16 protein-coding genes, 1 tRNA gene and 1 other RNA gene are annotated in these 18,858 nt (G+C 72.2%); 13 read left to right on the plus strand and 5 right to left on the minus strand.

Annotation, left to right across the window (positions count from 1 at the left end; genetic code table 11):
• Positions 1-34: 34 nt before the first annotated feature.
• Together AC3ET4_RS18125 and AC3ET4_RS18130 are read right to left on the minus strand one after the other, a co-directional pair.
• Positions 35-439: a plasmid pRiA4b ORF-3 family protein gene (locus tag AC3ET4_RS18125; protein ID WP_431950567.1), complete on the minus strand. Its 405-nt coding sequence runs from the start codon at positions 437-439 to the stop codon at positions 35-37.
• A 327-nt stretch (positions 440-766) separates the two neighbouring features.
• Positions 767-1,045, minus strand: coding sequence for a hypothetical protein (locus AC3ET4_RS18130; protein ID WP_431950537.1), 279 nt, complete (start codon positions 1,043-1,045; stop codon positions 767-769).
• A gap of 113 nt (positions 1,046-1,158) precedes the next feature.
• Between AC3ET4_RS18130 and AC3ET4_RS18135 the strand changes: the two genes are divergently transcribed.
• Positions 1,159-1,881 carry a hypothetical protein gene (locus AC3ET4_RS18135; RefSeq protein WP_431950539.1) on the plus strand — a complete coding sequence of 241 codons (723 nt, stop codon included), beginning with the start codon at positions 1,159-1,161 and terminating at the stop codon, positions 1,879-1,881.
• Positions 1,882-1,919: 38 nt separating this feature from the next.
• Positions 1,920-3,251: a helicase-associated domain-containing protein gene (locus AC3ET4_RS18140; protein ID WP_431950541.1), complete on the plus strand. Its 1,332-nt coding sequence runs from the start codon at positions 1,920-1,922 to the stop codon at positions 3,249-3,251.
• 232 nt (positions 3,252-3,483) lie between these two features.
• Here AC3ET4_RS18140 and AC3ET4_RS18145 read toward each other — a convergent pair.
• Positions 3,484-3,571: transfer RNA gene (locus AC3ET4_RS18145), tRNA-Ser, on the minus strand.
• A 73-nt stretch (positions 3,572-3,644) separates the two neighbouring features.
• On the opposite strand from AC3ET4_RS18145, the gene ffs reads away from it, so the two are divergent.
• From ffs to AC3ET4_RS18190, 9 genes are all read left to right on the plus strand, one after another.
• An RNA gene (ffs, locus tag AC3ET4_RS18150) (signal recognition particle sRNA small type) lies at positions 3,645-3,741 on the plus strand.
• 122 nt (positions 3,742-3,863) lie between these two features.
• On the plus strand, positions 3,864-6,074 hold the full coding sequence (locus AC3ET4_RS18155; RefSeq protein WP_431950543.1) for a DNA polymerase III subunit gamma and tau: 2,211 nt from the start codon (positions 3,864-3,866) through the stop codon (positions 6,072-6,074).
• A 156-nt stretch (positions 6,075-6,230) separates the two neighbouring features.
• Entirely contained in the window at positions 6,231-6,563 is a 333-nt protein-coding gene (locus tag AC3ET4_RS18160; protein WP_431950545.1) for a YbaB/EbfC family nucleoid-associated protein, read from the plus strand.
• Positions 6,564-6,590: 27 nt separating this feature from the next.
• Positions 6,591-7,190: a recombination mediator RecR gene (gene recR, locus AC3ET4_RS18165; RefSeq protein WP_431950547.1), complete on the plus strand. Its 600-nt coding sequence runs from the start codon at positions 6,591-6,593 to the stop codon at positions 7,188-7,190.
• Positions 7,183-7,830, plus strand: coding sequence for a DUF5063 domain-containing protein (locus AC3ET4_RS18170; RefSeq protein ID WP_431950549.1), 648 nt, complete (start codon positions 7,183-7,185; stop codon positions 7,828-7,830). Before recR ends, AC3ET4_RS18170 begins: the two co-directional genes overlap by 8 nt.
• Before the next feature lie 259 nt (positions 7,831-8,089).
• Positions 8,090-9,364, plus strand: coding sequence for an aspartate kinase (locus AC3ET4_RS18175; RefSeq protein WP_431950551.1), 1,275 nt, complete (start codon positions 8,090-8,092; stop codon positions 9,362-9,364).
• Positions 9,365-9,655: 291 nt separating this feature from the next.
• Complete coding sequence (locus AC3ET4_RS18180) at positions 9,656-10,318, plus strand: SigE family RNA polymerase sigma factor (RefSeq protein ID WP_431950553.1); 663 nt, start codon at positions 9,656-9,658, stop codon at positions 10,316-10,318.
• Entirely contained in the window at positions 10,315-11,337 is a 1,023-nt protein-coding gene (locus AC3ET4_RS18185) for a hypothetical protein (protein WP_431950555.1), read from the plus strand. The genes AC3ET4_RS18180 and AC3ET4_RS18185 overlap by 4 nt, the downstream gene beginning before the upstream one ends.
• 48 nt (positions 11,338-11,385) lie before the next feature.
• Complete coding sequence (locus AC3ET4_RS18190; RefSeq protein WP_431950557.1) at positions 11,386-12,240, plus strand: SURF1 family protein; 855 nt, start codon at positions 11,386-11,388, stop codon at positions 12,238-12,240.
• Here AC3ET4_RS18190 and AC3ET4_RS18195 read toward each other — a convergent pair.
• On the minus strand, positions 12,196-13,986 hold the full coding sequence (locus AC3ET4_RS18195; protein WP_431950559.1) for a S9 family peptidase: 1,791 nt from the start codon (positions 13,984-13,986) through the stop codon (positions 12,196-12,198). The two genes, AC3ET4_RS18190 and AC3ET4_RS18195, sit on opposite strands and share 45 nt — an antisense overlap.
• A gap of 379 nt (positions 13,987-14,365) precedes the next feature.
• Between AC3ET4_RS18195 and AC3ET4_RS18200 the strand changes: the two genes are divergently transcribed.
• Together AC3ET4_RS18200 and AC3ET4_RS18205 are read left to right on the plus strand one after the other, a co-directional pair.
• Positions 14,366-14,830 carry a GNAT family N-acetyltransferase gene (locus AC3ET4_RS18200; RefSeq protein WP_431950561.1) on the plus strand — a complete coding sequence of 155 codons (465 nt, stop codon included), beginning with the start codon at positions 14,366-14,368 and terminating at the stop codon, positions 14,828-14,830.
• Between the two features lie 205 nt (positions 14,831-15,035).
• Positions 15,036-16,610 (plus strand): alpha/beta hydrolase, encoded by a 1,575-nt coding sequence (locus AC3ET4_RS18205; protein ID WP_431950563.1) that lies wholly within the window; start codon positions 15,036-15,038, stop codon positions 16,608-16,610.
• A gap of 128 nt (positions 16,611-16,738) precedes the next feature.
• On the opposite strand, the gene AC3ET4_RS18210 is transcribed toward AC3ET4_RS18205, so the two are convergent.
• Complete coding sequence (locus AC3ET4_RS18210) at positions 16,739-18,760, minus strand: hypothetical protein (protein ID WP_431950565.1); 2,022 nt, start codon at positions 18,758-18,760, stop codon at positions 16,739-16,741.
• Positions 18,761-18,858 lie beyond the last annotated feature (98 nt).

The raw sequence follows: 18,858 nt of genomic DNA on the forward strand, positions 1-18,858 counted from the left end.
CCGTGAACGGTGGCGTGGCCGGACGGCTCGTCCTTCATGGTGCCGTGAGGCGCAGCAGCCGCGCGTTGGCCTCGTCCGGCGCGAAACGGTCCGGGGCGAATTCCGTGGCGGACCGAAGACCGAGCCACACCAGCATGGCGTGGTGTTCCTTATGCGCCGGGTCGGCGAGGATCACTTTGAGATCGCTGTAGCCGGGGGCGCCGCCGCAGTCCTCGGGCGGGCACGCCCCGGCACCGTCCACGCAGTACGGATAGTGAAGCCCGGCTGAGGCTGTCTGGACCTGCTCCACGGTGATGAGGTGCTCCCAGGAGTCCCCGAAGTCGTACGTGTACACGAAATGGGCGCCCGGTTTGAGTAGGGCGGCCAGTATGGCGGTGCGCTCGTCGCGGAATCCGAGTTCGCCGTCGGGGCGGCCGTACTGGACGCCTGAGATGGGCAGCGCCCAGGGAGACCAGGGCCTTCAGGACCCGTTGGATGTCGTGGTCGTTGGCGGTGCGCAGATGCCCCAGACGGTCGGGAGACAGGTCGTCGAGCACGTACAGCGGGCTGACCGCCTGCCACACCACCTCGTGCAGGTCACTGAGTGGCACCGGGGCGGTGGTCGCGTACAGCCGCTGCAGCAACGCCCGCAGACCCCGGTCGTACTCGTGCGAGAGCAGGGATTCCAGCCAGCCGGAGACCGTCACGGCCGGGCCGATGTGCGGCAGCGCTGCGAACAGCGCGCCACGCAGCTCGTCGGGGCGGTCCAGCAGCCTGGCGTTCTTCTTCACCGGCAGAGCAGGCGCCCGCCCGCGGTCCGCAGCAGTCGTGCCGCCTTCGCCCACTCGACCAGCAGTGTGAGGTGGTACAGCTCCTCGCTGGATTTCGTCTTGAACGTACGGTCTCCGATCACCGGGTCCATCCGGTCGCCGGTGTCCAGAACCTCCACCAGTGCTCGCGCGTCGGCAAGCGTCACACGGCCGGTCTGGGTCAGCTTGCGGCCCGTGCCGACCCAACCGACCAGCGCTCGCACCTGCTCGACGGTCCCGCCCACTGTCTCACCCATGTTGACCTGCCCGTTCCGGTTCGTGTCCCGACTCACCCGAACCCAGGATGGCAGCACCGCCGGCGCACCCTGTGCTTCGCATGGGGGCGACACGGAAGTGGCAGACTATGACGGTGACAACGCGCGACGAGGAACTGCTGGCCCGGGTCCAGGAGATGAGGGAACGCGGCAGCGCGCCGAAGCAGATCGCGAAGGCGCTGGGGCTACGCCCGGCCCAGGCGACCGCGCTGGTCAGACGGGTCGCCGAGGCGGCACTGGCGAACATCGCGCCGGATAAGCGGCCGGTGGTGGGCTGCTGGGTCAACGCGGGCTGGAGCGCGGGACTGGACATGGCCAAAGCCCCGGACTGGGCGGCGGCCGACCCCCTCGGCCAGGAGCCCGACCCGGGCACGGGCGGCTTCGCCCAGATTCTCCTGGCCCGCCAGGAACGTGCCAGCAGGGTGACCGTCACCGGGTTCCTGGTGGACGTCTACTGCCTGGGAGTCAAGAACGTCACCGACCCCGAGGTGATGGGGTCCGGATCCCTGACCACCTACGTACCGATGTACTACTCGGCCTTCGATCATCGGCCGCTGCCGATCGGCGTAGAGCAGGCGCAGACGATCGTGCACGATGCGGTCGCCTACGCCCGCGGTCTTGGCTTCGAGCCCGCGGGCGGCTTCGCCGACGCAGCAGTGCACCTGGGTGTCCCGCCCGGCGACCGGCCCGTCATCGGCTTCGGCAGGGACGGCAAGCCGCTCTACTTCTCCGGCCCCTACGACAACCTGCGCAAGGTGGTCCAGATCCTCGAGCGCACCTGCGGTCCGGGCAACTACGACTACGTTGCTCATCTGTAGGAACGGGACGCGAGCGGTACGAAGCGGAAAGACGAGCAGTGATACCGGTCGACCAGCAACAGGAGCCCACCGGCGCTCCACGGGTCCGGCGCACCGAGCACGAGGCGCAGGTCAACCTGCTGACGGTGCTGCGCCTGTGTATGACGCAGAAGCTGCGGTGCAGCGAAAAGACCCGCCGCCCCAGCACGGCCACCGTCTCGGCGGTCGCCGACGTCCTGGACGGCAGCGACTTCTATCCGGACGAGGCCATCGCGGCCTTCGCCTGGCCGATGCTGCTCCAGGCGGGCGGCCTCGCCCAGCTCACCGGCGGTCGGCTCGTGCTGACCACGTGCGGACGGGCCGCGCTGACCCGGCCACCGCACCTGACCCTTCCTCAGCTGTGGCAACGCTGGCTGAACAGCAGCCTCCTGGACGAGTTCTCCCGCGTCGAGGAGATCAAGGGCCAGCGCTCGGCGAACGTCCTGACCGCCGTTAAACCGCGCCGCAAGCTCGTCGGCCAAGCACTGGCCGGCCTCACCCCGGGCGAGTGGATATCCATCGACGGCCTGTTCACAGACATGCGCGCGGCCGGTCTGGATCCAGTCGTCCACCGCAGTGAACGCGCCCTGTGGAAGCTGTACCTGGAGGATCCGCAATACGGCAGCCTCGGCTACGACGGCCACCACGGCTGGTCCCTCCTCCAGGGTCGGTACACCCTGGCAGTGCTCTTCGAGTACGCCGCCACGCTCGGCCTCATCGACATCGAGTACGTCCCCCCGGCGGGCGCCCGCGATGACTACCGGGACAACTGGGGTGGCGACTACCTCGACCACCTCAGCCGCTACGACGGCCTGTCCGCACTCCGCCTCAATCCCCTGGGCGCCCACGCCGTCGGCCTCACGGGCGACTACGCCCCTGCCCAGGTCCCCGCCTCGGCCGTCCCGACGGGCAGGGTCACCGTCCTGGCGAACTTCGACATCGTCGCCCTCGACGGGCTGCCCTCCGCCGACACACTCCTCTTGGACGCCTTCTCCGACCGGAAAGCCGACCGGGTCTGGACGCTCACCACCGCTTCTCTTCTGCACGCCCTCGACCGCGGGCACACCCTCGACGAGCTCCGTGGCTACCTGGACCAGGCCGCCTCGCACCCCGTGCCCCAGACCGTCACCACCCTGCTCGATGACACTGGCCGTCGCACCGGCCGACTCCGCGATGCAGGACAGACCCATCTCATCGAGTGCGCGGACGAGACACTGGCAGCCCTCATCATCAGCGACCGCCGCCTGCGCGTGCTGTGTACCCGAATCGGCGAGCGCCACCTTGCGGTCTCCCCCGATCGTCTGCCGGCGTTCCGGAAGGCCGCCCTGGCCCTGGGCTACCCGCTGGCCTGATGGCACGAGAGAGCCGCTTCGGGGCCCCTCTGGCCGAGGCCGGGGCGCACGTCGTTGCGTGACCGCTGATTATCGGCAGAGGGCGCGCTCGCCGCATGGTGAAATGTCTTGAATGTCGGAAATGAATGAGACCGAGACTGAGACCAAGGCCGGAGTGTCAACTGAGACCACGAACGTCGAAGGGCCCCACTGCGAACAGTGGGGCCCTTCGACAACGTGCCCGGTGAGGCACTGGCGGAGGATACGAGATTCGAACTCGTGAGGGGTTGCCCCCAACACGCTTTCCAAGCGTGCGCCCTAGGCCTCTAGGCGAATCCTCCGCGGCAAACATTACTAGACCGGAGGGAGTGCTCGCGAACTCGTTCCCGGGTGATCCGATCGGGTACGCTGGGTCCCAGCCCCTCACGTGGCGCTATCTCGCTGAACCCCCCCAGGGCCGGAAGGCAGCAAGGGTAGGTGGGCTCTGGCGGGTGCGTGAGGGGTCTTTTGCTGCCTTCTACTCCCCGCTGACCTGCGAGAACCCGGGCGTGGGCGGTCGGCGGGCACCCCGGCTGTGGGGTCCGTCACATCCGCGGGGCCCGGGTGTCGGTGGGGGCCGATATCGTCGTAGGCGTGTCCCTCGCTCTGTACCGCCGCTATCGTCCCGAGACCTTCGCCGAGGTCATCGGGCAGGAGCACGTCACGGACCCGCTGCAGCAGGCACTGCGGAACAACCGGGTCAATCACGCGTACCTGTTCAGCGGGCCGCGCGGCTGCGGCAAGACGACCAGCGCCCGCATCCTGGCGCGCTGCCTGAACTGCGAGAAGGGCCCGACGCCGACGCCGTGCGGGGAGTGCCAGTCGTGCCGCGACCTGGCCCGCAACGGCCCCGGGTCGATCGACGTGATCGAGATCGACGCGGCGTCGCACGGTGGTGTGGACGACGCCCGCGACCTGCGGGAGAAGGCATTCTTCGGGCCGGCCAGCAGCCGCTACAAGATCTACATCATCGACGAGGCGCACATGGTCACCTCGGCGGGCTTCAACGCCCTGCTGAAGGTGGTCGAAGAGCCCCCGGAGCACCTGAAGTTCATCTTCGCGACCACCGAGCCCGAGAAGGTCATCGGCACCATCCGGTCGCGGACCCACCACTACCCGTTCCGCCTGGTCCCGCCCGGCACGCTGCGCGACTACCTGGCGGAGGTCTGCGAGCGCGAGGCGATCCCCGTCGAGGCCGGGGTGTATCCGCTGGTGGTCCGGGCCGGTGCCGGGTCGGTGCGTGACTCGATGTCGGTGATGGACCAGTTGCTCGCCGGCGCGGGCGAGGCAGGTGTGACGTACGCCATGGCGACCTCGCTCCTCGGCTACACCGACGGCGCGCTGCTGGACGACGTCGTGGACGCCTTCGCCTCCGGGGACGGCGCGGCGGCGTTCGAGGTCGTGGACCGCGTCATCGAGGGCGGGCACGACCCGCGGCGCTTCGTGGCCGACCTGCTGGAGCGGCTGCGGGACCTGGTGATCCTCGCGGCCGTGCCGGACGCGGTGGAGAAGGGCCTGATCGACGCCCCGGCCGACGTCGTGGAGCGCATGCGGGCCCAGGCCGGGGTGTTCGGGGCGGCCGAGCTCAGCCGCGCCGCGGACCTGGTCAACACCGGGCTCACGGAGATGCGCGGGGCGACCTCGCCGCGCCTGCAGCTGGAGTTGATCTGCGCCCGCGTGCTGCTCCCCGCGGCCTACGACGACGAGCGGTCGCTGCAGGCCCGCCTGGACCGGCTGGAACGCCGTGCGTCCGCCGGTGGTTTCGCACCGCCCGCGGGCGGCGCGGCCGCTCCCGTCGTGGAGTTCGGGGAGCCGCTCCCGCCCGGCGGCGGCCCTGCCGCGGCCCGGGCAGCGATGGGCGGCCCGACCCGGCCCGCCGAAGCCGTCCCCGCGCCGGCGCCCGCAGCCGCCCCGGCTCCCGCCCCGGCAGCGGCAGTCGCGGAGCCCGCGCCCGCCGCCCCGCCCGTGCAGCCCTCCACTGGCCAGCGTCCCGGCGCCTGGCCGACCGCCGCCGCCCCCGGCGGCGGGCAGCGCCCCGGCGCCTGGCCCACCGCGGCGTCGGCGCCGTCCCCACAGGCACAGGCACAGGCACAGCCCCAGCCTCAGGCACAGGCCCCGGCGCCGGCCGCCGCGCCTGCATCCGGCGCGCAGCCCATCGGCGACGCCTCCCGCGTCCACCAGATGTGGCCGACCGTCCTCGAGGCGGTCAAGCGGCTGCGGAAGGTGACCTGGATACTGCTCGACCAGAACGCCCGGCTCGTGGGCTTCGACGGGTCGACGCTGCAAATCGGCTTCGACAACCCCGGGGCCCGCGACAGCTTCGCCAACCGCGGCCACGAAGAGGTCCTCAAGCAGGCGATCAGCGAGGCCCTCGGCGTCCAGTGGCGCATCGAGGCGATCGTCAGCCCGGGCGGCGGCCCCGGCGGTGGCATCGGGGGCGGCGCGGGGCCGATGGGCCCGGCCGGCGGGCCCGCCGGGCCCCGGCCAGGCCCCGCCTCTCCGGTGCCGTCCGCGCAGCAGCCGTACCAGCAGCAGCAGCCCCCGCAGCAGCCGCAGCAGCAGTCCCAGAGCCCGGAGCCGTCCCCCGCGCCGCCGTCCGCGCCAGCGGCGTCCGCGGCCCGAGCCGCGGTGGGCGCCGCGCCGGCGGCGTCCGCGTATCCGCCGGTCGCCGACGAGCCCCCGCCCGTCGAGTACGACATGCCCGAGGACGACGACCCGGACCTGGACGAGACGGCGCTCAGCGGCCACGACCTCATCGTGCGCGAGCTCGGCGCCACCGTGATCGAGGAGATCGCCAACCAGTAGGCGCCTTTGCGCTGTTGCGCGCGCGGAAACGGCACGGCCGGAGTGGAACGGGCGACGCGCCCCGCTCGTTCCCTCGTACGGGTAGCGCGAGTCGGCGCCTGAGCACGTAGGCTCGCTCTACCCGCACAACCGACGTCGTGAGGCAGGAGCGAGACCGTGATCCCCGGTGGTCAGGCGAACATGCAGCAGCTGCTCAAGCAGGCACAGAAGATGCAGCAGGACCTCGCGGCGGCCCAGCAGGAGCTTGCCGAGACCGAGATCGAGGGTACGGCCGGCGGTGGCCTGGTGAAGGCGACCGTGACCGGATCCGGCGAGCTGCGGGGTCTGGTCATCGACCCCAAGGCGGTCGATCCTGAAGACACGGAGACGCTGGCCGACCTGGTCCTCGCCGCCGTGCAGAACGCCACCGCGAGCGCGCAGGAGCTGCAGCAGAACAAGCTCGGCCCGCTCGCCCAGGGGCTCGGGGGCATCCCCGGCCTTCCTTTCTAGTTACCCGGGCGACGAAGAGGGCACAGCGTGTACGAGGGCGTGGTTCAGGACCTGATCGACGAGCTGGGCAGGCTGCCCGGCGTGGGTCCCAAGAGCGCGCAGCGGATCGCCTTCCACATCCTGCAGGCCGATCCCGCCGACGTCCGACGGCTCGCGCACGCTCTCAGCGAGGTGAAGGCGAAGGTCCGGTTCTGCGCGGTCTGCGGCAATGTCGCCGAGGCCGACCAGTGCCGGGTCTGCCGTGATCCGCGCCGCGACCCGGCCGTCATCTGCGTGGTCGAGGAGCCGAAGGACGTGGTGGCGATCGAGCGGACCCGCGAGTTCCGCGGCCGCTACCACGTGCTCGGCGGCGCGATCAGCCCGATCGAGGGGGTCGGCCCGGACGACCTGCGCATACGGGAGCTGCTGGCGCGGCTCGCGGACGGCGCCGTCACCGAGCTGATCCTGGCCACCGACCCCAACCTCGAGGGCGAGGCGACGGCCACGTATCTCGCACGCATGGTCAAACCGATGGGACTGAAGGTCACCCGTCTCGCCAGCGGCCTGCCGGTCGGCGGCGACCTGGAATACGCCGACGAGGTCACGCTCGGGCGGGCCTTTGAAGGAAGGCGGCTGCTTGATGTCTGACAACGCCCTGGACCGCGACGACTTCGCGTCCTCGATCGCGGACCAGATCGAGAGCTTCATCCTGTCGGTGCGGGAGGTCGCCAAGGGCGACGACCCCGACAGCGCGGTGCCCTACCTGCTGCTGGAGGTCTCCCAGCTGCTGCTGGCCGGTGGGCGTCTCGGGGCGCACGAGGACATCGTCCCGGAGGAGCGCTACGAGCCCGACATCGGCCCGGAGCCCGACGCCGACGAACTGCGCCAGCGGCTCGCGGTGCTGCTGGAGCCGATCGACGTCTACTCCGAGGTCTTCGACCCCTACGTGCCGCACAGCACCCCGGTGGCCTGCCGGATCTCCGACGACCTCGCGGACGTGGTGACGGACCTCGCGCACGGCCTGGCGCACTTCCGGGAGGGCAGGGTCAGCGAGGCGCTGTGGTGGTGGCAGTTCTCCTACTTGTCCAACTGGGGTCCGACCGCCTCGGCCTCGCTGCGTGCCCTGCAGTCCCTTGTCGCGCACGTGAGGCTGGACAGCCCGCTGGACGCGCTGAACGGTCTGGACACCGACCACGGCGCGGACGACGAGGAGCGCCTCGCCGCCGAGGCCGGCCGGGTGATGGCCGCCGAGATCGCGAGGCCCCTGGGGCTGCGCCCCTCCCGCTGATCGGAAGGACCCGGCTCGAGGACGGAGCGCACGGGCGACGCGCGTATCTCGGCGCGTCTATGCCTCGGGGCCGCCATGGGCCGCCCATGGGGGCCTTGTCTCGGGGCAACGTGTATGCCTCGGGGCGTGCATATCTCGGCGCGTCCTGGGGGAGAGGTTCACGGAGTGGGCCCAGCGTCTCACCATATGATATTGAGGGGTTCGTCCCGGCCTGCTCGTTAGACTGTGCCGAACGCAGTACCGGACATTAGGAGCGCACGTGGGCCTTGTCGTGCAGAAGTACGGCGGCTCCTCCGTAGCGGATGCCGAAGGCATCAAGCGCGTTGCCAAGCGGATCGTCGACGCCAAGAAGAGCGGCCACCAGGTCGTCGTCGTGGTCTCGGCGATGGGTGACACGACGGACGAGTTGATCGAGCTCGCCGAGCAGGTATCCCCGATGCCGACCGGCCGTGAGTTCGACATGCTGCTGACCGCCGGAGAGCGGATCTCCATGGCCCTGCTGGCGATGGCGATCAAGAACCTCGGCCACGAGGCGCAGTCGTTCACCGGCAGCCAGGCGGGTGTCATCACCGACTCCGTCCACAACAAGGCGCGCATCATCGATGTCACGCCGGGGCGCATCCGCACCGCGCTCGACCAGGGCAACATCGCGATCGTGGCCGGCTTCCAGGGCGTTTCCCAGGACAGCAAGGACATCACGACGCTGGGCCGGGGCGGCTCCGACACCACCGCGGTGGCGCTGGCGGCGGCCCTGGACGCCGAGGTGTGCGAGATCTACACCGACGTCGACGGCGTGTTCACCGCCGACCCGCGCGTGGTGAAGAAGGCGCGCAAGATCGACTGGATCTCGTCCGAGGACATGCTGGAGCTCGCCAGCTCCGGCTCCAAGGTGCTGCTCCACCGCTGCGTGGAGTACGCCCGCCGTTACAACATCCCGATCCACGTCCGGTCGTCGTTCTCCGGCCTCCAGGGCACCTGGGTCAGCAATGAGCCCCGAGAGGACCAGAAGGGCATGGAGCACGCGATCATCTCCGGTGTCGCGCACGACACATCCGAGGCCAAGGTGACGGTCGTCGGTGTGCCCGACAAGCCGGGCGAGGCCGCCGTGATCTTCCGGGCGATCGCGGACGCCGAGATCAACATCGACATGGTGGTGCAGAACGTGTCGGCCGCGGCCACCGGCCTGACCGACATCTCCTTCACCCTCCCCAAGGCCGACGGCCCGAAGGCGATCGAGGCGCTGCAGCGCGTCCAGGGCGGCATCGGCTTCGAGACGCTCCGCTACGACGACCAGATCGCCAAGATCTCGCTGGTGGGCGCCGGCATGAAGACCAACCCGGGCGTCACGGCGCAGTTCTTCGAGGCACTGTCCAACGCGGGGGTCAACATCGAGCTGATCTCGACCTCCGAGATCCGCATCTCGGTCGTCACCCGCGCCGAGGACGTCAACGAGGCCGTGCGAGCGGTGCACTCCGCGTTCGGTCTCGACAGCGAGAACGACGAAGCGGTCGTCTACGGAGGAACCGGCCGCTGAACCCCGTCGTACCGGTCAAGTGATCAAAATCGGTGGTCCGTACCGCTTGATCGGATGCCTGTAGACGCCAGAGAATTTCAGCTCCCTGTGTGCCGCAACCACGCGGCGCGCAGGGAGCGTCCTTGTGTGTCAGTGCACTGCCCTACTTTGTGCTGCAGGCCGGGCGCGGCGCAACGGCGCCAGCGATAGGGGCATTGGGGAAGAGTTGGTACGCATGGGCATAGCTGCTGCACCGCCGAATGCGGTGCCTCGGGCGTACAACCCTGACGGGGGGACGCGTGTCCAACAGTCGTGGCAGAGGCACTCGGCATCGAAGCACCCCTCCTGGGGCGGGGCGGCGCTGCGGCGCGCCCGCTGGTCCGCCGGCCCTCGGGCACGGTCGGCGGCATTCCGGTGATCGCCCCCTGGCCTGTGGTGCAGGCGCCTTCGGACCGCGGCGACACTGACGCCGCGATGTCAGTCGGGACGACCGTCGACCACCTCACCGAGACCTACCGGGCCCACTACCGCTCGCTGCTCGGTCTCGCGGCGCTCCTGCTGGACGACACCGCGTCCTGCGAGGACGTCGTCCAGGAGGCCTTCATCCGCGTCCACTCGGCCCGCAAGCGGGTCCGCGAGCCCGAGAAGACCCTCGCCTACCTCCGGCAGACGGTCGTCAACCTCTCCCGTTCCGCGCTCCGCCGCCGCATCATGGGCATGCGGCTGCTGTCCAAGCCCATGCCCGACATGGCGAGCGCCGAGGAAGGCGCCTACGAGGCGCTGGAACGGGACGAGTTGAAGGCGGCCCTGCGCAAGCTGCAGCGGCGGCAGCGAGAGGTGCTCGTCCTGCGCTACTTCGCCGACATGACCGAAGCCCAAGTGGCCGAGACCCTCGCCATTTCCATAGGCTCGGTCAAGGCCTACGGCTCGCGCGGCCTCGCGGCGCTCCGCGTCGCGATGGAGGCCCCGGCATGATCACCCCCAACCCCCCCGGCGGCATGGAACCTGAGAACGACATCCACGGCGGCGCGCCCGAGGAGGGGCTGAGCCCCGACGAGCTGGCACTGCGCCGGCTCATGCGGGACGCGGTCAGCGGCATCCAGCCCGGCCACGAGGCGCTGGACCACCTGCGCCGCGCGGTTCCCGCCCGGCGGGCGCACCGCCGGCAGCTGCTGGTCGGTTCGGCGGCCGCGTGTCTGCTGGCGATGGTCGCGGTCCCCGCGGCCCTCCACGCGGCGGATCTGTCCGGTGCGTCCGGCACCGGGACCACCAACGCCTCCAGCGCCCAGAACACCGGCGGCGCCGACGGCGGCGAGCCGAGCAGTCCCGCCACCCGGGCGGGCACACCCAGCCCGACCGAGAACGGGGAACGTCCCGGCACGAAGCCCACGCACACCGGCAGTCCTCCCGTCCGGGCCACCTCCGGGGCCCCGCACCACGCCGACCCCTCGCGGTCCCGCACGGCCGCCGCCCCGGCATGCACCGCGGGCGACCTCGGCGGCGCGTCCGGTCACGCCGGACCCGCCGACGGCTCGGGCCACGTCAGCGGCTTCTTCCAGGTGGACAACGTCTCCCAGGGCCCGTGCACCGTCGGCGGCAGTGGTTCGGTGACCGCTGCCGCTCAGGGCGCCGCCGACCCCGCACGCATCAGCGTCGTCAGCCACACGCCAGGCGACGGCACCTCGCTGCCCGACTCCTCCGCGACGCCGCTGGTCCTCGGGCCGGGACAGAGCTACCGCGTCGAGTTCACCTGGGTCCCGGCAGCCGACGGCTGTACGCCCCCGTCCACGCCGCCGGCCACCGAGACCCCCACCGGCAGCCCGACCGGGGACACCTCCACGCCGCCCGCGGACGTGGAGCAGCCGCCCCCGAGCGCTCCCGCGTCCGTCGTGCTGAGCCACACCCCCGAGGCCGGGGCGCCGGTCGCCAGCACGACGATCGACGGCGCATGCGCCGGGACGGTGTACACGACCGGCGTCCTCAGCGCGCCGTAGCGGGGGGCGGTTCACGACCACGGCCGCAGGCCCCGTACCGTTGACGGCGTGTACCGGTTCCTGCTGTCCCCCCGCTGGCTGGGCGGGCACCTCTTCACGGTGTGCGCCGTGGTCGTCTGCACGCTCATGGGCAGCTGGCAGCTGAGCCGGTTCGAGGCCCGCGTCGACAGCCATCGGGCCGCCCAGGACATGCCCGCGACCGCCGCCCGTGACGCGGTGCCGCTGGAGCGCCTGCTGCCGCGGGCGACCTCCGCGGTCACCACCGAGACGGCCGGCCGCACGGTGGCGGCCACCGGCCGCTACGACCCCGCGCACCAGTTCCTCGTCCCCGGTCGCGAGCTCGACGGACGCACCGGCTACTACGTGCTCACCCCACTGCGCACCGGCGACGGCGGGGCCGTCCTGCCCGTCGTCCGCGGCTGGCTGCCCGGCGACGCGGACCGCGCATCGGCGGCCGACGTCCCCGAACCGCCCGCCGGCGAGGTCACCGTCACCGGGGCCCTGCAGGCTCCCGAGAGCGCCGACACCGACGGTGCGATCGGCCGCGGCGGCCTTCCCGCGGGGCAGCTGGGGATCATCAGTGCCGCGTCCCTGGTCAACCTCGTCCCGTACCAGGTGTACGGCGCGTGGATCACCCAGACCGAGGGCGTCGACGCCCCCCTGCGGGCCGTCCCTCCGGTCGCGCCGAGCGGCACCGGCCTGGACCTCAAGGCCTTCCAGAACCTCGGCTACACCGGCGAGTGGTTCGTCTTCGCGGGCTTCGTGGTCTTCATGTGGTTCCGGCTCGTCCGGCGGGAGGCCGAGGCCCGGCGGGACGCCGAGCTCGGCCTCGTCGCGCAGGAGGGGCCGGCCGGGCCGTCAGCCGCCGAGGTGGCGGCGGACGAAGTCCAGCTCCAGTCGTAGCTGCTTGATCCGCTCGTCGACGACGAGCGAGCCGTGCCCGGCGTCGTAGCGGTAGACCTCGTGCACCTTGCCCAGGCCCGCCAGCCGTTCGACGTAGTTGTCGATCTGCCGGATCGGGCAGCGCGGGTCGTTGAGCCCCGCCGAGATGTAGACCGGGGCCTTGACCCGCGCCACGTACGTGATCGGCGAGGACGCCTCGTAGCGGTCCGGGACCTCCGCGGGGGAGCCGCCGAACAGGGTGCGGTCCAGCGCCTTCAGCGCCTCCATCTCGTCCTCGTACGCCGTCACGTAGTCCGCGACCGGCACCGCCGCCAGGCCCACCGTCCACAGCTCGGGCCGGGTGCCGAGACCCAGCAGCGTCAGGAAGCCGCCCCAGGAGCCGCCGGACAGCACCAGCCGGGCCGGGTCGGCGAAGCCCGACTCCACCGCCCACGCCCGGACCGCCTCGATGTCCTCCAGCTCGATCAGGCCGACGCGGTGCTTGAGCGCGTCCGTCCACTCCCGGCCGTATCCCGTGGAACCGCGGTAGTTGACGCGGACCACCGCGTAGCCGTGGTCGAGCCAGGCCGCGGGGCCGGCCGCGAAGGCGTCGGAGTCGTGCCAGGTGGGCCCGCCGTGGATCTCGAACACCGTCGGATACGGGCCCTCGCCCTGCGCGGGTCGCTGGACGAGCGCGTGCACCGGCCCGCCGGGCCCGTCCACCCACACGTCCTCCACCGGCAGCGAACCCGGCGCCCGCTCGCCCGGCGCCTCCAGCACCACCGCGCCGGTCGTCGACCGCACCTCCGAGGGCGCCGCCGCCGAGGACCACAGGAACTCCACGGTGCCGTCGGGACGGGCCGTCGCCCCGCTCACCGAACCCGCCGGGGTGTCCAGCCGGGTCAGCTCCCCGTCCGCCAGTCCGTAGCGGTAGATCTCGCTGCGCGCGCGGTAGGAGTGCACCACCAGCAGCGCCGAACCGTCCGGGTACCACTCCGCCGCGACGTCACCGGGCAGGTCGATCGCCAGCGGGGTCTGCGTGCCCGCCGTGACGTCCCAGACCATCGGCTCCCAGCGGCCGCGCCGCTGGTGCGCCACCAGCAGCCGGGCGTCCCCCGGCACCGGGGCGAACCCCAGGCACTCCAGGCCCAGTTCCTTCGTGCCGCCCTCGCTGTCGTCCAGCTCGGCGACCGGCGTGCCGTCCGTGGTGAGCACGCGCAGCGCCGAGTGCATCGCGTCACCGTGCTCGGTGTGCTCGACGACGACCAGCGTGCCGTCCTCGGACAGCGCGCCGACGCCGCCCGACTCCTCGTGCCGGTAGATCTCCACCGGCTCCGCCCCGGGACGCACGACGTGGATCGTCGTGCCCTCCTCGTCGGTGGAGCGGCCGACCACCGCCAGCCCGCCCCGGCCCAGCGCCAGCCCCGCGGGGTACGAGGGCGCGAGGCCGGGCGCCGCCGGCTCGTCCGGGCCGCCCTCGAAGGGCTGCCGCATCCAGACCCCGAACTCGTCCCCGTCGGTGTCCGCGAACCACCACACCCACGCGCCGTCCGGCGTCAGCGTCCCGTCCGACGTGCCGTTCGGCCGGTCGGTGACCTGCCGCTGCGACCCGGTCGTCCGATCCCACGCGTAGAGCTCGTACGTACCCGTCGCATTCGACACGAACAGGCTGCGGTGGGGGGCGTCCTCCGCCCACTCCGGCAGTCCGACGCGTGGCGCCCGGAAGCGCTTCTCCCAATCAGGCATCCCAGCCGTGACGTCACTCATGCCACCATCAAACCCGATCGCGCGCCGCGGTGGACCGTGGCCGTCGTCACCCGCTGCGCCGCCGTTCGGATCGGCGGTCCGCGCCGCCCCTGCCGCGGGCCGACCGGTGACCGCGGGGCGCCCCGGAACCTTCCTCGTGCGGGGCTCCGGCGTCGTCCGGAACGCGTCCGACTCGGGCCGCCGTCCGGGACATGGCGCGCGTCCCGCCCGGGACGGGTCGGGCAGGACGCCCGCTCCGACCGGCGCCGTTCACCGGAACCGGCCCTGCCCGCACTCCGATACCGCCACGCCGGGACAGCCGCGACGACGCACCGCCATGACGTGGTGATGCCGCAGGCGCGACGGCCCCGGTGGCGCCCGCAGCCGCTACCCTCGCGCCATGACCGCCGCCGAACATCCCCTCGTCCCGGCCGACTTCGCCGTCCCGGACCCGCCCGCCACCGACCGCTTCCGCCTGGAACCCCTCGGCCCGCAGCACAACGCCGCCGACCACGTCGCCTGGACCACCAGCATCGACCACATCCGTGCCACCCCCGGTTTCGAGGGCAGCTCCTGGCCGCCGCCGGGGGGCATGACCCCCGAGGCCAACCTCGAGGACCTGCGCCGCCACGCGGAGGACTTCGAGCGGCGCACCGGCTTCACCTACACCGTCCTGTCCGTGCCCGACGGCGAGGTCATCGGCTGCGTGTACGTCTACGGCTCCCGCGCCGAATCCGGCACGATCGACGTCCGCTCCTGGGTCAGCGCCCGCCACGCCGCCCTGGACGCCGAACTCCACCGCGTCGTCGGCGACTGGCTCGCCCGCGCCTGGCCCTTCGAGCGCATCGCCTACGCACCCCGCTGAACGGCTCCCGGCCGGCGCCCCCGAGTTCACACGTCCGGCCCACCCGGGCCGCCGCCATGCGCGAGGTGTGATGGGGTGGTGACGCTGCGGAGCCGCGGGGGGCGCGTCGGAGCGCTCCGCGACACGACCGGACCATGACCGCCCCGGCCGGCCCGGGCGCACGCGTCCGGGGGCCGTCGTACGGGCGCACGAGGAAGGCGTGGCGATGATCGCTGTCCTGGACACCGACGACACCGACGACACCGACGGGATACCCCGGCGCAGGCCGCGCGGCCGGCTCGCGGTGCTGAGCGCCTGCGGGCTGCTGCTGACCGCGGCCTGTGCCACCGCCGTCCCTCCGCGTCCCGCGCCCGAGGCCGTCCGGCCCGCGCGCCCCGCCGCGGGCGTGCCGCCCGAGCTGCGGCGCTACTACCAGCAGCGCCTGCACTGGCAGTCCTGCCAGGACGTGCCGGGGTTCCGGTGCGCCACCGTCACGGTGCCCCGGGACTACGACCGCCCGGAGGCGGGCGACATCACCCTCACCGCCGCCCGTCTGCGGGCCACCGGCGACGCCGCCTCTCGCGTCGGCTCCCTCCAGATCAACCCGGGCGGCCCCGGCGACTCCGCCGTCGACTACCTGGTCGCCGCCGCCGGCACGTTCTCGCCGGCCATGCGCTCCGCGTACGACCTGGTCGCCGTCGACCCGCGCGGCGTCGGGTACAGCACCCCCCTCGACTGCGGCACCGACACCCCGGCCGTCCCCATGGGCCCCGGTCTGCGGGTCTCCGGTGACGCGGAGGCGATCGCCGACTCCTCCGAGGCCTTCGAGGAGATCTCCGCCGCCTGCGAGAAGCGGGCCGGTGGACTGCTGCCCCACCTCGGCACGCCCGACGCGGCCCGCGACATGGACGTCGTGCGCGCCCTCCTCGGCGACGAGCGTCTGCATTACCTCGGCTACTCCTACGGCACCTACCTGGGCGCGACCTACGCCGAGCTCTTCCCCGAACGGGTCGGCCGCATGGCGCTCGACGGCGCCATCGATCCCGCCCTCGACGGCTACCGGGAGAACCTGGACAGCACCGCCGGCTACCAGGTCGCCTGGGAGTCCTTCGCCGCCGACTGCGCGGCCCGCTCCGACTGCCCGGTCGGCCACTCCGTCGCGGAGGCCGGACGCGTCCTCGACGGCCTGGTGGACAGGCTGGACGCCGGTCCGCTGCGCCAGGGCAAGGACATCGCCGTCACCGGCGACGACCTCCTCACCGCGGTCATCACGGCCCTGCGCGAGGCCTCCTGGGCGGAACTGCGCACCATGCTGCGCCAGGCCCTGGCCGGCGACACCACGGAGTTGCAGCAGTTCGCCGGCACGAACGACGACTCCGGCAACGCCGTGGACGCCCTCCTCGCCGTCAACTGCCTCAGCGCCACCCTCGGCGCCCGCTTCTCCGCGGCCGAGGCGCAGGCAGCCCTGCCCGCCTTCCTGCGCGCCTCACCCCAGTTCGGCAACGCCCTGGCGCCGTTCCTGGTGCTCTGCACCCACTGGCCCGTCCCGCCGACGCAGAAGCCCCGCCCCATCGCCGCCCCCGGCGCGGCCCCGATCCTCGTGGTCGGCACCACCCGCGACCCCGCGACCCCGCACGCCTGGGCCCGGTCCCTCGCCCGCCAACTCGACTCCGGCCGCCTCCTGACTTACGACGGCGACGGCCACACCGCCTACCACCGCGGCAGCCTCTGCATCGACGAAGCCGTCGACGGCTACCTCGCCCATGGCGAACTGCCCGCTACGGGCACGGTGTGCGGCTGAACGCGCACCCCCGCGCACGTCCCCGGCCGTCCTGCAGGGCATCCCCGCCCCACACGCCACCACGGACGCGAAACGCCCGGCCGGGAAACCCCGGCCGGGCGTTTCGCAGGCCGGCGGCCTGTGCCGGACTAGCGCCCGGTGCGGGCGTTGGGCGGCGGGAGGTGCCGCCCGGGACCAGCCTCGGACAGCGCCGGCCGGGTGACCGGAGCGACCGTCCCGGCAGCCTTCCGCAGATTCTTCGGTGACGCGGCCACCGGTGGGGTGCCTGCCGCCGCCCACACGGTGGTGATCCAGGAGTTGCTTGCCGCGATGGCGTTGCCGATGGCCGTCCGGTTGGCCACCGAGTAGTTCTTGTAGCCGCCGAAGGTCTGCACGTTCTGGATGCTCGCGGACTCCTTGGTGAGGTAGGCCGCGGTCGGTGCCGAGAGCGAACTCACCTCGCTCCACAGCATGGGCCCGTACGTGGCCGTGGCGGCACCGCCGACGACGGCCGTCTGCCAGTTCCACCGGCTCTCGACCGAGGCCGAGTACGGCGCCGCCCACCAGAACTCCGCCAGGTTGACCGCGGTGGCCTCGTTGGTGGAACCGCTGACGTCCCAGAAGCTCCAGATCTTCTTCAGCGGCGCGTTCTCCAGCGCCTTCCTCGCGTTGGTCCCGACCGAGACCAGATTGGTCCTGTTCGGGTCCAGGGCGTCGAGGTACTTCAGGGTGGCGGCGGGGACCGTGGTCCCCTTGGTCACCAGCACCACACCGAGGCCGTGGTAGCCCAGCGAACCCGCGGCCGTCGAGGCGGCGATCGGGTCCCGGTACTGGTTGCCGTCGGCGACGAACACCCACGTCGGCTTCGTGGTGATCTGGCCGGCGACCCGTGCGGTGACCGAGGCGAGGTCGTTCCCGCCGAGCCTGAGCACCTTGAAGCCGAGCTTGGTCACCTGCTGGGCCACCTTGTCGGAGATCAGGTTGGTGCCGCCCTCCAGGTAGACGGTGCCGCCCTTGTACAGGGAGCGCTTCAGCTCGGTGGCCGCCGCCGCGTCGAGCGAACCGGGTGACGTCATCAGGACCGCGCCCTGTTTGTTGGCGGCGAGCGAGACCGCGGGGGCGGCGTAGGTGGAGACGTTCTTGTTGACCAGCACCGCGGACCGCTGCGCGAGCAGGCCGTTCACGTGGGGCTTCCCGATGGCGTCGAACGTCCAGCGGGAAGCGGCGCCATCGTCGCCGACCGCGCCGTCCGCGTAGACCCGGTCGATGCTGTTGGTGCGCAGCGGCTGCCACGCGGGGTGGATGCCGCCCCCGGGGATGGTGGCGATGCTCCCGTCGGAGAGGGTCAGGATCCGCGCCGTCGTGACACCGGTGGACGGGTCCACCGAGTCGTACGCGATCCGCCCGCCTTCCGGGTCCCACGACGCGCCTCGGTGGTCGGCCTCGTCGGTGGTGACCTGCTGGGCGCCGGTGCCGTCGGCCGCGGCGACGAACAGCTGCCGGAACCCGTTGACAACGCGGGAGAAGGCCAGCCGGCTGCCGTCGGCGGAGAACGCCGGGTAGGAGGCGGACTTGATCGTTTTCGCGACCTTGTGGGCGACCGGGTCGTACGTCCAGACGTCCGGGCCGGCCGAGTTGCCGCACGACGAGGTCCGGATGAACGCGATCGGGCCGTAGGGACTGACTGTCGGGCTGCCGTCGCAGTCCCCGGCACCCTTCAGGTCACCGCTGAACAGGGGCTCAGGAGAGTAGGAGCCGTCCGACGGACCGACGTAGAGTCCGTCGGTCGTGTACGTGCTGGTGATGATGGAGCCGCCGTCTGCCGAGAAGACCGAGGCGAGGTTGTTCCCGGGCCCCATGACGATCGGGGAGGTGGGGCCGGTGACACGGCCGCTGATGACACTGCCGGCCGATCCGGCCACCACCCGGCTGCCGTCGGGTGCCCAGTTGGGCGTGACCCCGTTGTTCGTGATGCCGGGCACCGAACGCCGCCCGGTGCCGTCGGGGTTGACCGTCACGACCCCGCTCCTGCCGTCGTACAGCGCGATCTGACCCCCCTTGGCGCTGACGGGCATGGCCTGTGCCGACGGCGTGGCGGCGACGAGTGCGCCGACCGCGACCGAGGCGGCCGAGGTGAGTGCCGCGAAGCTGCGGCGCGTCGAAGGTCTCACGTGGGAACCCCCCAAGGATTCGTGAACCATAGGCGCCGTCGAGCCATCCGACCGATCGGTCCCACCCGTGTCCTGCTCAACGGCCGCGCGCATCCTAG

The organism is Actinacidiphila sp. bgisy167 (assembly GCF_057707665.1).